This window comes from Acinetobacter sp. AC1-2 (assembly GCF_016124155.1).
Taxonomy (GTDB): domain Bacteria; phylum Pseudomonadota; class Gammaproteobacteria; order Pseudomonadales; family Moraxellaceae; genus Acinetobacter; species Acinetobacter calcoaceticus.
Genome location: NZ_JABFFO010000001.1, coordinates 205752 through 220884, shown reverse-complemented (window position 1 = coordinate 220884; position 15133 = coordinate 205752). Strand labels below are relative to the sequence as shown.

The 15133-nt window shown below is 38.6% G+C and carries 12 protein-coding genes; 6 read left to right on the top strand and 6 right to left on the bottom strand.

Annotated features, from left to right (window positions below):
* Positions 1–39: 39 nt before the first annotated feature.
* The 3 genes from HL290_RS00995 to HL290_RS00985 form a co-directional block, all read right to left on the bottom strand.
* Positions 40–858, bottom strand: a complete 819-nt coding sequence (locus HL290_RS00995; protein WP_198495345.1) for a PhzF family phenazine biosynthesis protein — start codon at positions 856–858, stop codon at positions 40–42.
* A 147-nt stretch (positions 859–1005) separates the two neighbouring features.
* On the bottom strand, positions 1006–2397 hold the full coding sequence (locus HL290_RS00990; protein ID WP_198495344.1) for an L-cystine transporter: 1392 nt from the start codon (positions 2395–2397) through the stop codon (positions 1006–1008).
* Positions 2398–2605: 208 nt separating this feature from the next.
* Complete coding sequence (locus tag HL290_RS00985) at positions 2606–3487, bottom strand: LysR family transcriptional regulator (RefSeq protein ID WP_198495343.1); 882 nt, start codon at positions 3485–3487, stop codon at positions 2606–2608.
* A gap of 48 nt (positions 3488–3535) precedes the next feature.
* Between HL290_RS00985 and HL290_RS00980 the strand changes: the two genes are divergently transcribed.
* Both HL290_RS00980 and HL290_RS00975 read left to right on the top strand, forming a co-directional pair.
* Complete coding sequence (locus tag HL290_RS00980) at positions 3536–4762, top strand: YbfB/YjiJ family MFS transporter (protein WP_198495342.1); 1227 nt, start codon at positions 3536–3538, stop codon at positions 4760–4762.
* The gene (locus tag HL290_RS00975; RefSeq protein ID WP_017391875.1) at positions 4759–4884 is read left to right on the top strand and encodes a hypothetical protein; all 126 of its coding nucleotides are present in this window, start codon (positions 4759–4761) and stop codon (positions 4882–4884) included. The genes HL290_RS00980 and HL290_RS00975 overlap by 4 nt, the downstream gene beginning before the upstream one ends.
* Positions 4885–4919: 35 nt before the next feature.
* Here HL290_RS00975 and icd read toward each other — a convergent pair whose 3' ends face one another.
* Entirely contained in the window at positions 4920–6176 is a 1257-nt protein-coding gene (icd, locus tag HL290_RS00970) for an NADP-dependent isocitrate dehydrogenase (RefSeq protein WP_003650391.1), read from the bottom strand.
* Positions 6177–6372: 196 nt separating this feature from the next.
* Here icd and HL290_RS00965 point away from each other — a divergent pair, with 196 nt between their 5' ends.
* Positions 6373–7161, top strand: a complete 789-nt coding sequence (locus tag HL290_RS00965) for an rRNA large subunit pseudouridine synthase E (protein WP_003650388.1) — start codon at positions 6373–6375, stop codon at positions 7159–7161.
* A 110-nt stretch (positions 7162–7271) separates the two neighbouring features.
* Here the strand turns inward: HL290_RS00965 and HL290_RS00960 are convergent, their stop codons facing one another.
* Together HL290_RS00960 and HL290_RS00955 are read right to left on the bottom strand one after the other, a co-directional pair.
* Positions 7272–9509, bottom strand: coding sequence for an NADP-dependent isocitrate dehydrogenase (locus tag HL290_RS00960; protein ID WP_004643621.1), 2238 nt, complete (start codon positions 9507–9509; stop codon positions 7272–7274).
* A 398-nt stretch (positions 9510–9907) separates the two neighbouring features.
* A complete protein-coding gene (locus HL290_RS00955) occupies positions 9908–11611 on the bottom strand; it encodes a M61 family metallopeptidase (protein WP_198495341.1) in 1704 nt (567 codons plus the stop codon).
* A gap of 171 nt (positions 11612–11782) precedes the next feature.
* Between HL290_RS00955 and HL290_RS00950 the strand changes: the two genes are divergently transcribed.
* The 3 genes from HL290_RS00950 (at position 11783) to HL290_RS00940 (ending at position 15106) form a co-directional block, all read left to right on the top strand.
* Positions 11783–13102: a D-alanyl-D-alanine carboxypeptidase PBP6B gene (locus HL290_RS00950; RefSeq protein WP_045429688.1), complete on the top strand. Its 1320-nt coding sequence runs from the start codon at positions 11783–11785 to the stop codon at positions 13100–13102.
* A gap of 98 nt (positions 13103–13200) precedes the next feature.
* A complete protein-coding gene (locus HL290_RS00945; RefSeq protein ID WP_198495340.1) occupies positions 13201–14487 on the top strand; it encodes an NAD(P)/FAD-dependent oxidoreductase in 1287 nt (428 codons plus the stop codon).
* A 136-nt stretch (positions 14488–14623) separates the two neighbouring features.
* Entirely contained in the window at positions 14624–15106 is a 483-nt protein-coding gene (locus HL290_RS00940; RefSeq protein ID WP_003650377.1) for an FKBP-type peptidyl-prolyl cis-trans isomerase, read from the top strand.
* Positions 15107–15133 lie beyond the last annotated feature (27 nt).

Genomic DNA, 15133 nt, shown 5'->3' with positions numbered 1-15133 from the left:
TTTTGAAAAAAAAGCCGTTTATTTAAACGGCCTTATATTTTAAAGAAAAATTTCAGCTTGCATATAAAGTTTCCCATATCCTGAAATTTCAATACGTTCTTCAGACAGAACATTGCAATATAAAATGCCTCCGCGGCTAGAAGCCTGATAAGCCACAATATTATTTTTTCCAAGCTTTTCTGCCCATAACGGTGCTATAGCAGTATGAATTGAACCTGTTACGGGGTCTTCATCAATACCCGCGACAGGTGCAAAATAGCGAGAGACACAATCATATTGCTGGTCGGCTTTTGATGTTATTGCAACATCCACATCATTTGCTGTAACAGCAGTACGTAACTTACCTAATTTTTTTAGCAAATTCATGTCGGGCTGTTCATTTAATACATCTTGAACTGACTCATATTCAATGACATAAGCGTAAGGATTTTGATAAACCGCTTTAAAAGGTTTGCTTAAAGCTTGACGTAAAATAGCCGGATAATCTTCAACTTGATGAGCTTTACAAATTGGAAAATTCATTCTAATTTTGCCGTCTTCATCTTGATGAACTATAAAAAGTCCTAAATTTCGTACATGAAAATTAATCGTCTTTTTCTTGGTAAAATCTTTAAATATTACAAAAGCACTAGCAAGAGTGGCATGCCCACAAAAATCAGCTTCAACTGTTGGAGTAAACCAACGGATTTCATAATTTTCAGAGTCTATGATTTTGACAAAAGCAGTTTCAGACAAGTTATTTTCAAATGCTATCTTCTGCATTAAATCTGCATCTAGCCATTCTTTTTCAACAACCACAGCGGCGGGATTTCCACGAAATAACTCTTTTGTAAAAGCATCGACTTGATACATTTTCATGATATTCAACTCTTTTAAATTAACTCATTGTCTTCAATTTTTTTAAATATAAACAGACACAGATTTTTAAAAATTAGCATTACAGCCATTATTCACACATAAAAAAACGACCCAATCCCATAAGATTGAGTCGTCTCTTACAGTTTATTAATGATGTGTTAATTCAATTTCATCTTCACTGTTTAATATTTCTTTATCTGTCTGGCCCATAAATTGACTGGTAACAACACCCGCAGTCATTGAACCATTTACATTTAGCGCAGTACGTCCCATATCAATTAATGGTTCAATTGAAATAAGAAGCGCAACCAAAGTTACAGGTAAGCCCATTGCAGGAAGTACGATCAGTGCAGCGAAAGTTGCACCACCGCCAACACCAGCCACACCAATTGAACTTAAAGTCACAATACCGACTAACGATGCAATCCACATTGGATCTAGCGTGTTAATTCCCATCGTTGGCGCGACCATTACCGCTAGCATTGCTGGATATAAACCAGCACAACCATTTTGACCAATTGTCGCACCAAAAGAAGCAGAGAAACTTGCTATAGATTCAGGAATACCTAAACGACGAGTTTGTGCTTCAATGCTCAGTGGAATGCTGGCAGCACTTGAACGGCTGGTAAATGCAAACGTTAAAACTGGAGCAACTTTCTTAAAGAATTTAAGTGGAGAAACACCTGTAAGCGTCAAAATAATGGCATGTACGACAAACATAATCGCCAAGCCTAAATAAGACGCCACCAAGAAACCGCCTAAGTTTAAGATATCTGCTACGTTAGAACTTGCCACAACTTTAGTCATGAGCGCAAAAACACCATAAGGAGTAAGCGTCATCACTAAACGAACAAGCTTCATTACCCAAGACTGTAAAGTCTGGATTGCAATTAAAATACGCTGACCTTTTTCTTCATCATCTTTCATTAGGTTAAGTGCTGCTATACCTAAGAACACGGCAAAGATAACCACACTAATAATTGAAGTTGGGTTGGCACCAGTTAATTCAGCAAATGGATTACTTGGAATAAAGGAAAGAATAAATTGCGGCACACTTAAATCGGTAACTTTGCCTACATAATCTGTATTAATGGCAGTTAAGCGCGCAGTTTCAGCAGCACCTTGCACCAAGCCTTTTGCCGTTAAGCCAAACAGGTTAGTAACAAATACCCCTACGAGTGCAGCAATCAGCGTTGTAAATAGTAAAGTACCAATCGTGTAAAAACTGATTTTGCCTAAAGACGATGCTTGGTGTAATTTTGCAACCGCTCCCAAAATAGACACAAATACCAAAGGCATGACGACCATTTGTAAAAGTTTTACATAGCCATTTCCAACGATATTAAACCAGCTAATAGATTCAGCAAGAATCGGATGGCCACCGCCATAAATCAAATGTAGTCCTAAGCCAAACACCACACCTAGAATTAAGCCAGCCAGAACTTTTTTGGATAAGCTCCAGTCCGTTTTACGTGTTTGGGCGAGTAAAAATATTAACCCGACAAAAACCACAATATTGATGATTAAGGGTATATTCATTCCCAAACTCCAAATTATTGCTTGTGTCATCTTTCAAGGGGGCATATTTGACCATAGCCGGCCTATATAAACTACCCTTTTCAACAATTTTATAGCATCAAGATGATTACAAACCTGCGTGAGAATATAAAATGACTTTTAAATACATATATATCACTTTTAATTTATAAATTACGTAAGATATTTATGTATAAAAATCAGCCTCTACCTAAGCAACCTTTAATTCAAATTGTTGCTCAATAAAATAAATAAATTGCTTTAAATTGGTTCCCCATGTTTCTGGTAACTGGGCAACTAAATATGTAGTGAAAAAAGCAGATTCCGTATTTAGGCCAAAACAATTGACGGACACTTTATCCGCAACTTTTGCCAGATAAGACTTAGGTAATAAAGCAAAACCAACACCCAATTCTACACAACTCACAATACCGTCCAGACTCCCCATTTCCATAATTTGCGAAGGTGGAATACTAAAGTCATTCAAGAAAAGCTCTATTGCATGTCGATATGAACAACCTTGCCGAAATGCTATAAACCTTGTTTTTGCAAGAGTTGCCATGTCTGGAAAGCTCTCTTGTTGCTTAGGGCAAACCAGAACCAGCTCTTCATGCCACACTGGAAAACTATATAACTCAGGAATGGAATGTTTAGATGCCACAAAAGCACAGTCCAATTCACCCTGATGTACAGCATTTAATAAATAACGTGTCGGATGAGTTTGGAGCTCAATGGGTAAGGTAGGATATTGCTGCATACATTGATTGAGTAACTGTGGCAAACGTATCGCAGCAGTGGTCTCCATACTTCCAAGTCGGATTGATTCAGCAGGATCAATTCCACCCTCTTGAAAGATTCTTTTAGCTTTATGGTGTAGTGCAAGCATTTGAACGGCATAACTATGTAGCTGTTGTCCTGCATTGGTTAGCGTCACTGGGTTATGGCGATTTAATAAAATCACCCCCAACTCTTCTTCAAGTTTTTTTATATGGCTCGTGATATTCGATTGAACGGTATACATTTTTTGTGCAGCCAATGAAAAACTTCCACTCTCTGCGACCGCTAAGAAAAACTCTAGTGACTTTAATAACATTACACTATCTCAAAACAAGATAACTATCATCTTATTAAATCATTTTTAATGATCACAAAACTAGCTTTTAATAATAAAAAAATTGAGAGTCTTCTCATGTTTACGTTTTATCGAATGAGCTTACTTGTCTTTTTGGCAACTTGTTTGGGTATTGGAGTGTTCAGATTTTCCTATACTGCACTCATGCCCATCATGATTGAGCAATATCACTGGAACCATGATTTTGCCAGCTTCTTAGGGAGTGCAAATTTATTGGGATATCTCATTGGTGCCTTATTGGCGTTATTGAGTATTAAAGAAAAGTACATCCCATCCATGATCGTACTCTCAACTATTGCCGGTAGCCTCAGCCTACTATGCTGCTCATTCATGGATATGCCTCTGGCATGGTTCATTTTCTGGCGTACGGTTTCTGGTATTGCTGGCGGCTTACTTATGATTTTAGCTCCGAGCTTTGCCATGAAATACATTCCCACCACGCAAAGATTAAAAGTTAATTTTTTAGGATTTAGCGGGATTGGCGTGGGTGTGTTATCTGCCACCATTATTATTCCTGTACTTAAAAATATACCTGTGCATTATGTTTGGGATATTTTTGCGGGCATCTCCATATTAGGAAGCGTACTGCTTTATCAATTATTAAGTCGTAATAATGCTCAGATGATTAAGCCGCAATCTACAAACCTGCAAGCCTCACAAAAATCACGTTTAGGTCTTATCATTATTATTGCGTATATGTGCAGTGCCTTTGCTTATATTCCTCACTCTCTATTCTGGATGGATTATTTATCTGGAACTTTGCATTTTTCATTAGAACAAAGGAATTTATTTTGGGTTCTCTATGGAGCAGGAAGCTGCATTGGTGCATTTGTCGCTTATTGCTTAAGCAGAATAATAGGATATTTACACACCATTAAATGGTTATATGCCATTTATTGTCTAGCTGTTGTTTTACCTTTCTTTTCCCAGACCACTTCTTTACTCGCTTTATCTTCCCTTCTTACAGGATTACTTACTCCCGCAACGGTGTTTATTAGCTCTTATAGTCTGCTACAGATTTATGAACAGCGTTATCAAAAGCTATGGAGTCTGGCCACGATTGGGTTTGCTAGCACTCAGCTTTTAGGTGGTGTTGTCATTAGTACTTTGCATCATTTGCATTGGTCTTATGCACATCTCTTTCTTCTGGGTGGAATCGTTCTACTCTTTGCAGTTTGCCTTTTACTTCCTGTACGTCCTACTTACATCTCAACTCTCGGAGAAACCGAATCATGAAATCTCTGTTCTTCCCCCTATTTTTAATTGCCTTTGTTCTGATTATTCAGGCCCTAGATCAGAGTTATCAAAAGAAAGTCGGCATCACGAAGACCACTAAGCACCCTGAATTTTTGCAATAAAAAAAGCCCTCAACCGAGGGCTTTTTTATAGAAGATTACTCTCCCATGTGCTTAATAATCGCATCACCAAATTCAGAACAACGTAACAAGGTTGCACCCGGCATTAAACGCTCAAAATCGTAAGTTACGGTTTTAGCGGCAATCGCTCCTGAAATTCCTTTAATGATCAGATCAGCAGCTTCTGTCCAGCCCATATCACGTAGCATCATTTCTGCAGACAAAATGATAGAACCTGGGTTTACTTTATCTTGACCAGCATATTTAGGCGCAGTGCCGTGAGTTGCTTCATAAACTGCAATTGCACCACCAATATTTGCACCCGGTGCAATACCAATGCCGCCTACTTCTGCTGCGAGCGCATCGGAAATATAGTCACCATTTAAATTAAGCGTTGCAATAACAGAGTAATCAGCTGGACGCATTAAAATTTGTTGTAAAAACGCATCTGCAATCACATCTTTAATGATGATGTCTTTACCAGTTCTTGGGTTTTTAATTTTAACCCATGGGCCGCCATCAATCAGTTCTCCACCAAAACGATCTAGAGCCAGCTCATAGCCCCACTCTTTGAACGCCCCTTCGGTGTATTTCATGATATTACCCTTGTGAACAAGCGTCACCGAAGGTTTATCATTTTCGATTGCAAACTGAATGGCTTTGCGTACTAAACGCTGTGAACCTTCTTTCGATACAGGTTTAATTCCAATACCACAGCCTTCTGGGAAACGGATTTTTGTCACACCCATTTCTTCTTGAAGGAATCTAATGACTTTCTTAGCCTCTTCAGAATCGGCTTTCCATTCAATCCCTGCATAGATATCTTCCGAATTCTCACGGAAGATGACCATGTCTGTTAATTCTGGGTGTTGAACTGGTGAAGGTACGCCTTCAAACCAACGCACTGGACGTACGCAAACATATAAATCTAATTCTTGGCGTAAGGCAACATTTAATGATCGAATACCGCCACCCACTGGTGTCGTTAAAGGACCTTTGATTGAGACAACGAACTCACGAAGTGCTTCAAAAGTTTCTTCTGGCATATAGCTGCCATAAATTTTATTGGCTTTTTCACCGCAATACACTTCCATCCATTCGATTGAGCGCTTGCCACCGTAAGCTTTTAAAATAGCAGCATCTACGACTGCTTTCATGGTTGGTGTAATATCCACACCAATACCATCACCCTCAATGAAAGGAATAATTGGATGATTTGGTACATTCAGTGACAGGTCTGCATTTACTTTAATTTTGTCGCCATCTGCAGGAACCACGATCTTCTGATAACCCATTATGTGAATTCTCCCTTTTATAATACTTAATTAACTAAAAATAATTATCGATACACAATACTTTCAACTCTTCTTAACGCATAATAGCTTAATTGAAATTAATCATTTTTGGGATTTATATGAGAAATAATAAGATTTCTCACTTAAATAAACCTCAATGTTTTCTCTAGTTATTTGAAAGAAGAAGTCATTTTTTATGAAAATTGTCATTCTCAACAAACCATATGACGTTCTCTCCCAGTTTCGTAAAGACGAAGCGCATATGACCGTCTCTGACTTTGTTGATGACCCGACTTTGCGTTTGGCAGGCCGTCTTGATATGGACTCTGAGGGTTTAGTTTTTTTAACTGATCATGGTGGTTTGAATCAGTTCATTACTAACCCTGCAAATAAAAAATACAAAACGTATTTAGTTCAAGTTGATGGCGATGTAACTGAAGAAGCGCTTGAGCAGCTTCGTAAAGGTGTAGAACTTAACGATGGTATGACGCTTCCTGCGACAGCCATTAAAGTCAGTGAACCTGAATGGTTATGGGAACGTAACCCGCCTGTACGTTTTCGTGCAAATATTCCAACATCTTGGATCGAAATTTCAATTTGCGAAGGCCGTAACCGTCAGGTTCGTCGTATGACTTCTGCGGTAGGTTTTCCAACTTTACGTTTAATTCGTACTAAAATTGGTTCAATTGATTTAGTTCAACTCGGTTTAAAACCTGGTGATGTTAAAGAAATTGAGCCTTTGCTTTACCCTGACTTTAAAGATGTTCCAGCTGAAGAACCTTATCGTTCACGTTCATATGTGAAAAAACCAGGTGGTACAGGCGGCAAACCAATGGTTCGCAAGAATAAAGACGGTTCTACGAAGAAGTCTGGTACAAAACGTATTTGGCAGATGGATGAAGGTGAAAAACCACGTCGTAAAACCAATGGTACAACTCGTCCAAATGCTAAAGCACCACGTGGTCGTGGCCGTAATGATCGATAAGATGTAAATTTTCAAAGCTCACCTAGGTGGGCTTTTTTAATGCCTTTTATTTTTCTAAAAATAAAAAAGCCGGTGCATATGCACCGGCCCTTAAGCTATTTACTAACGAATTAAGCATTAACAGTTGCAAGAACTGCATTGAATGTAGCACTTGGACGCATTACTGCATCTACTTTTGCTTTATCAATTGCATAGTAACCACCGATGTCAGCTGGTTTACCTTGTACTTGAGCAAGTTCAGCAACAATCTTCGGTTCTTCTTGAGCTAAAGTTTTTGCCAGTGAAGCAAATTTAGCTTTTAACTCAGCATCTTCGTCCTGTGCAGCAAGTGCTTCAGCCCAGTAAAGTGACAAGTAGAAATGGCTACCACGGTTATCAATCTCACCCGTACGGCGCGATGGAGACTTATCATTATCAAGTAACTTGTCAGTTGCTTCATCAAGCGTCTTCGCAAGTAACTTAGCACGAGCATTATTTTCTTTAATACCCATTTCTTCTAAAGAAGCTGCTAAAGCAAGGAACTCACCAAGCGAATCCCAACGCAAGTGGTTTTCTTCAACAAGTTGCTGTACGTGTTTTGGCGCTGAACCACCCGCACCCGTCTCGTACATACCACCGCCCGCCATAAGCGGAACGATAGACAACATTTTCGCAGAAGTACCAAGTTCCATAATTGGGAACAAGTCAGTTAAGTAGTCACGTAAGATGTTACCAGTCACAGAAATAGTATCTAGACCACGTACTACACGCTCAAGTGTGTAACGCATTGCACGAACTTGAGACATGATCTCAATATCCAAGCCATTCGTATCATGATCTTTTAAATACTTTTGTACTTTCTTGATCAATTCATTTTCGTGTGGACGGTATGGGTCAAGCCAGAAGATCGCAGGCATGCCTGAGTTACGCGCACGAGTTACTGCAAGTTTTACCCAGTCACGAATCGGAGCATCTTTAACCTGACACATACGCCAGATATCACCTTCTTCAACATTTTGAGTCAATAACACTTCACCAGTGTCAAGATCGGTAATGTTTGCAATACCAGCTTCCGAAATTTCAAAAGTCTTGTCGTGAGAACCGTATTCTTCAGCTTTTTGAGCCATCAAGCCAACGTTCGGTACAGTACCCATAGTCTTCGGATCGAAGTTACCATGCCACTTACAGAAGTTGATCATTTCTTGGTAAATACGGGCAAATGTTGATTCTGGCATAACAGCTTTAGCATCATATTGCTTACCATCAGCACCCCACATTTTACCACCAGCACGGATCATTGCAGGCATAGAAGCATCAACGATGATGTCGTTTGGTGAGTGGAAGTTTGTGATGCCTTTTGCCGAGTCAACCATAGCAAGTGCAGGACGGTGTTCTTGACAAGCATGTAAATCTTCAATGATTTCTTCACGTAATGACGTTGGAAGCGTTTCGATTTTCTCGTATAACCCAGCCATACCGTTATTGACGTTAATACCTAATTCGTCAAATAACTTACCGTGTTTTTCGAAAGCTTCTTTGTAATAGATTTTCACACAGTGACCAAAAACGATCGGGTGTGAAACTTTCATCATTGTCGCTTTTACGTGTAAAGAGAACAAAATACCCGCTTCTTTACAGTCATCAAGTTCTTTTTCATAGAAATCACAAAGTGCTTTCTTGCTCATGAACATTGAATCAATGATCTCGCCGTCTTGTAGCGCAACTTTTGGCTTAAGAACAATGCTCTTACCACTGTTCGTGATAAGTTCCATTTTCACATTACGTGCGCGATCAAGTGTCATTGATTTTTCACCATGGTAGAAGTCACCTTCTTCCATATGTGAAACATGAGTTTGTGACCACTGTTTCCACTCGCTCATTGAATGAGGGTGTTTTTTTGCGTAATTTTTAACTGCTGCTGGAGCACGACGGTCAGAGTTACCTTCACGGAGGACAGGGTTTACTGCTGAACCAAGGCACTTACCATAACGAGCTTTGATTGATTTTTCTTCTTCGTTTGTAGGATTTTCCGGATAATCAGGAATTGCATAACCTTTTGATTGAAGCTCTTTGATACATGCAGTTAATTGCGCAACAGACGCACTGATATTCGGGAGTTTGATAATATTAGTATCTGGATCTTGTGTAAGACGACCTAGCTCTGCAAGGTTGTCAGTTACCTTTTGCTCTTCACTTAGGTATTCAGCGAATTCTGCGAGCACACGTGCAGCTACAGAGATGTCACTTTTAATAATCTCGATGCCAGCTGGCTTAGTAAAGGTCTCAATGATCGGCAGTAGCGAATAGGTCGCCAATAGTGGCGCCTCGTCAGTCAGTGTGTAAATAATAGTTGACTTTTCACCAGCCATATATAGCCCCTTCCGTTTGATTGAGTGTTGAGGACCGAGCTTTTGGCCCAGTGCCTACGAACCGATATGCTTAAATAAAACCCTGAGAGTATCGACTCTCATTGCCTTTCAGTCAACGAAATATCCAGTGATAACGACATTTCGTAGCGAAATAATACATAATTAAAATATATAGATAATTTTCTAATATCTAAGTCATTGTAATATACACATTCCGATCACTTTTCAGGCATTAAACATCATTAAATTACATGAGATATCTTTCAGTGTTCTGACAATTATTATACTTTTCATTCAAAATAAACTCAAAGGTAAAACAGATTTCACCATTTGGACGTACTTAAAAGTAAAAACCGATGTGCAAAACATCGGTTTTTTATAAACTATTTAGCTTTAATCTATGCTTTTAACCATTTTTCAGTTTTAGCTTGATCTTCAACGACAAGTTCAACTTCTGTTAAATCAGATGTAGCGCAATCGACTGCAAAAGATATTAACTCATCACGACGGAAAGCAAATACAGTATAAGTACCACCCTGTTTTGCATACTTCTCGATAAGCTTAGTAGATGCTTTTAAACCATCAATTGCAATAACCACATCATTGGCAGAAATACCTGCTTTTGCTCCAGCGCTTTCACGGCGAGCACTTTGCACGAGTACGCCTTCTGGCTTATCGACAAGTTTCAAGCCTAATGGCAAAGATTTGTCAGTTTTAACTCTATAGCTTAAGCCAAATTCAGGAAGCAACTGATCAAGTGGTAATTCATCAGTCGTGTTAATCAAATGATTAATCTGTTCAATCCAGTTATCACCCGTCAGTTCTTTACATAAATCAAAAATGGTTCGCTCATTTACTTGCATACCATTTTGAGTATTTTCATATAACCGACGCATTAAAGCATCAAGACTAGAACCACGTAGGCGTAAACCTAAATCTAGGCACAGTGCAACCAAAGCACCTTTATTGTAATAACTGGTACCTGCATTATTTGAGTTTTCATCTTGACGATAAAATTTGATCCAAGCATCAAAACTTGATTCGGCAACTGTTTGAACAAAACGACCTGGGTTTTGCAAATAGCGATCAATTTGTGCTTTGAGTAAATCAAGATAAGACTTCTGAGAAATGACGCCACTACGCAATAAAATCAGGTCATCATAATATGAAGTAAAGCCTTCAAATATCCAAAGTAAAGATGTGTAGCCTTCTTGGTGCAAATTATAATTTGCAAAGTTTTCAGGACGGATAAACTTTACTAACCATGAATGAAAATATTCATGACTACATAAGCCTAAAAAGCGTTGATAATCTTTAGAAGGTTCACTTGGTTCATTCGATTTTGGTAAATCGTCGCGTGGTGTAATCAGACTTGTACTATTGCAATGTTCTAATCCACCATAACTATTCCCTGTTGCCATCGTCATAAAGGTATAGTTTTTAAATGGCGCTGAACCAAACATATTTATTTCAGCTGCACAAATCTTTTCAATATCGGTTTTTAAGCGATCAATATTGGCATTATGTGGACCAGAAATTACAAACTCATGTTCAATGCCATGTGTTTCGAAGCCAAAGCGCGTTTGATCAGCCAGTTCAAACGGGCTATCAATCAATTGATCATAATCATCGGCTTTTAAAGTAAAGCGCCCTTTGACTAAACTTTTTGAAGCTAAGCCGGTTGCTAACTGAAAATGCTTTAACTCATCTGGCAAGAAAACTTCGACTTCACAAGCAGACTGTTCCTGTCCATCTAAAGCCAAACATACACACGCCGGATTAATATATAGACGCGTCTGGTCTACGTATGCGCCACGTACAGACAAATCATATGCATAGACATCATATTCAATCGTCATTAATTCGTGATCTGTATTAAATAAACGCCAGCGATTCTTGCTCGTTTTTTTAATGTCCAGCATACGTCCAGCTTCATCATAAGCTTTAACGGATTCAATATGTTTTGAGAACTCTCGAATTAGATAACTACCCGGAATCCACGTTGGTAGCCAAAGTTCCTGATTCGGATTGGCTAAAAAACGAATTGTCACGTGAACAAGGTGTTGTTTGTAATCATCGAACTCAATTTGATAATGCAACATAAATTCTTCAATTTAAAAATAAGAACGGCTTCACATTAGATTATCACTTTTTTGTATCGTCTTGCGTACATGTATTTTTTGGCAACAATTTCCACTAGCCTTCAATTAAAAAAAGGCATAGCATGCTGTGCATCTGTGTCCCGTATTTGCCAGTAAAAGTTAAGGTCATCCGTGAAATTTTTTCTATCTCTTTTTACCCTCTTCAGTATTTTCTGCACTACCCTAACCAATGCTGCGTTACTCAATATTGCACCTGAAAGTGTTGAGGCCGCCGCATGGACTATTGTAGATACTCAATCGGGTCAAATTATTGCTGAGCACAATAGTCATGTGCAGCGCGCACCAGCATCTTTAACCAAAATGATGGTTGCTTATATTGCCTTAAAAGAGATTAAAGCTGGAAAGCTGAAAAAAGAAGAAATCATTACTGCAACACCGGTAGTAAGTGTCGTGCAGTGGGATGAATCACAAATGTATCTTAAAGCTGGTGAACAAATTTCAGTTGATCAGCTATTGGCAGGTTTAATTGTGATGTCTGCGAATGATGCAGCAGTGACTTTAGCTGAAAAAATTTCTGGTGATGTGCCTCACTTTGTACAACGTATGAATCAGGAAGCTCAAGCTTTGGGCATGAAAGATACTCATTTTAGTAATCCTCCCGGAATTACGATGCCTGATCATTACACTACGGCTCATGATTTAAGCTTATTAGGTCAGGCTTTAATTAAACAAACTCCTGAATATTTACATTATTCAAAAATGCCAAGCTTTAGCTACAACCAACGCTTCCATCATGCAACAAACCTTGCACTGAAATATGACCCATCTGTTGACGGTCTAAAAACTGGTTATACTAAAGCTGCTGGTTATAATTTGGCTTTAACAGCTTCACGTCCTTCATTCTCATCTGACTTAGCTCAAAGACGTTTATTGGTCATTGTTTTAGGTACACCGAGTGCGGTAAAACGAGCTGAGATTGCAGATAAGTTAATGAACCTTGCTTATGCTTACACACGCGATGAAGTCATTATTCCTGAGCAGAAATTAATTGCCGAACTGCCTGTTGTAAAATCGACTCTAAAAATGTTTAAGGTCGCAACAAAGCAGCCGACGATTGTAACAACGTCGCTATATGCAGACCCAGCACCAATTGACTTAAATACTTTTGACAATGTGACTCAACGCATTCAAGTACTTGATAGCAATTTACAGCCAAAAGTGATTGCGCCACTCGAAAAGACTCAAACACATGTAAACATTGAACTAAATGAAAAACAATTAACTGCGCCATTAATGAAAGTCATGAGTTTGGCAACAGTATCTATTTATCAAAACAACCAGCTGATCCGTAGTCTTCAAATTGAAGATAACGTACATATTGAAGAAGCCAATATTTTCCAAAGAATCATGATGTGGTTTTCTAGCCTCTTCTCTATTTTTTCATCGAGTGAACATAGTGCTGCAAAACTCTACCCTTTAGATTCGCACTAAAAACATCAAATTGTGCACAGATGCACAATAAATTTTATAAATAAAAGATGGCATAATTCAGCCATCTTTTTTTATAGAAAAATAATTAGGTGATAAAAATGACCCAAAATTTACATCATATTGTAATTGTTGGTGGTGGTGCTGGAGGCTTAGAGCTTGCGACACAACTCGGTGAAACTTTTGGGAAAACTCATAAAGCGAAGATTACGTTAATTGACCAAAACTTGACGCATATCTGGAAACCTTTACTTCATGAAATTGCTGCCGGATCTTTAAATCCACACGAAGAACAAACTAACTATTTTGCCCATGCAGAAAAGCATCACTATGAATTTGTGCTTGGAACATTAGTTGGAGTTAATAAAGATAAAAAAATAATTGAGTTAATTCCCCCTCAAGTTTCTAAGGATCAACAAACTCATCTACAAGAGCTGAGTTATGACACGCTTATTTTAGCGCTTGGTTCTGTGTCAAATGACTTTAATACAGCGGGCGTACGTGAAAACTGTCATTTCCTCGATAGCAGAAAACAAGCCGATATTTTTCAGCAAGATTTATTACATCTTTATATTGAAGCTCAAAATCAGCCAAATCAGCGGACTTTAAATATTGGAATCGTGGGTGCAGGTGCAACAGGTGTAGAACTTGCTGCCGAGTTAATTGAAACTACTAAAAACTTTTATCGATATGGTTTAAAAAAGATTCATCCCAACCAAGTTAAAATTACCCTAATTGAGGCTTCTGAGCGCATTTTACCTGCTCTAAGTGAAAAAACGGCTGAGCATAGTGCAAAACAGCTCAAAAAAATGGGCATTGAAGTTTTAACAAAACATCGCGTTGAAAAAATTGATGAGCATTCCATCTATTTTAGTAATGGTGATCAATTAAAAAGTGATATTACTGTCTGGGCTGCTGGTGTAAAAGCACCAAAAGTTTTAGAAAGCTTTACTGATTTTGAACGCGATAATATTAACCGCCTGATGGTCTACGCAACATTACAAACCTATTCCGACCCAAATGTATTTGCTTTTGGTGATTGCGCCCGTTGCCAACTTGATGCAAGATACCCTCCACTTGGCCCGCGTGCTCAAGTTGCAAGCCAACAAGCGAGCTTTTTAGTCGATGCTATGGCTGCTCGACTTAATGGCCGATCACAACCCATGTTTAGCTTTAACGACAAAGGTTCGCTTGTGTCTTTAAGCCGTAATAAAGCCGTTGGAGAATTACTTGGCGATGTAAGTGTGCAAGGTTATATTGCCAAAACAATGTACGTATCTTTATATCGTTTACATCAAGCAACGATTCACGGGTACACACAGGCTGGACTACTCACAATGAAAGATTTACTTACAAGACGTGTACGTCCAAAAATTAAACTATATTGAGTTGAATTTTTTAAGTTCATCCCTATTTAGATAAAAACGCATTATATAAAAGTGTTAAAGATTCAAATTTTGTAGTCTACAAAATTTATTTTTCACTTTATGATGTACGCTTTAATTGATTGAATGGATCAAAAACATGACTGCTATTGCAAATAACCACGTGGTTTCATTCCACTACAAATTAACAAACGCTGAGGGTGAAACACTTGATCAATCTCAAGGTGAACCACTTGCCTATTTGCACGGTGCAGGCAATATCATTCCTGGTTTAGAAAATGCATTAACAGGTAAAACTGTTGGTGAAAAATTTACTGTTAATGTACCAGCAGCTGAAGGTTATGGCGAATACAACCCAGACCTAGTTCAAGAAGTTCCAGCTCAAATGTTCCAAGGTGTTGAGAACATTCAACCTGGTATGCAATTCCAAGCGCAAACAGATGACGGCGTACAGATCGTAACTGTTAAAGCGGTTGAAGGTGACAACATTGTTGTTGATGCTAACTTCCCACTTGCTGGTCAAGATTTAACTTTTGAAGTTGAAATCGTAGAAATCCGTGAAGCTTCTGAAGAAGAATTAGATCACGGTCACGTACACGGTGCTGGTGGTCATCACCACTAATTCATCTTTAAAGATGATAAGAGCAAA

Bases quoted from the DNA above. Each gene is read 5' to 3' on its own strand.
- HL290_RS00995 (WP_198495345.1), bottom strand. From the start codon at position 858: ATGAAAATGTATCAAGTCGATGCTTTTACAAAAGAGTTATTTCGTGGA.
- HL290_RS00990 (WP_198495344.1), bottom strand. From the start codon at position 2,397: ATGAATATACCCTTAATCATCAATATTGTGGTTTTTGTCGGGTTAATA.
- HL290_RS00985 (WP_198495343.1), bottom strand. From the start codon at position 3,487: ATGTTATTAAAGTCACTAGAGTTTTTCTTAGCGGTCGCAGAGAGTGGA.
- HL290_RS00980 (WP_198495342.1), top strand. From the start codon at position 3,536: ATGATCACAAAACTAGCTTTTAATAATAAAAAAATTGAGAGTCTTCTC.
- HL290_RS00975 (WP_017391875.1), top strand. From the start codon at position 4,759: ATGAAATCTCTGTTCTTCCCCCTATTTTTAATTGCCTTTGTTCTGATT.
- icd (WP_003650391.1), bottom strand. From the start codon at position 6,176: ATGGGTTATCAGAAGATCGTGGTTCCTGCAGATGGCGACAAAATTAAA.
- HL290_RS00965 (WP_003650388.1), top strand. From the start codon at position 6,373: ATGAAAATTGTCATTCTCAACAAACCATATGACGTTCTCTCCCAGTTT.
- HL290_RS00960 (WP_004643621.1), bottom strand. From the start codon at position 9,509: ATGGCTGGTGAAAAGTCAACTATTATTTACACACTGACTGACGAGGCG.
- HL290_RS00955 (WP_198495341.1), bottom strand. From the start codon at position 11,611: ATGTTGCATTATCAAATTGAGTTCGATGATTACAAACAACACCTTGTT.
- HL290_RS00945 (WP_198495340.1), top strand. From the start codon at position 13,201: ATGACCCAAAATTTACATCATATTGTAATTGTTGGTGGTGGTGCTGGA.
- HL290_RS00940 (WP_003650377.1), top strand. From the start codon at position 14,624: ATGACTGCTATTGCAAATAACCACGTGGTTTCATTCCACTACAAATTA.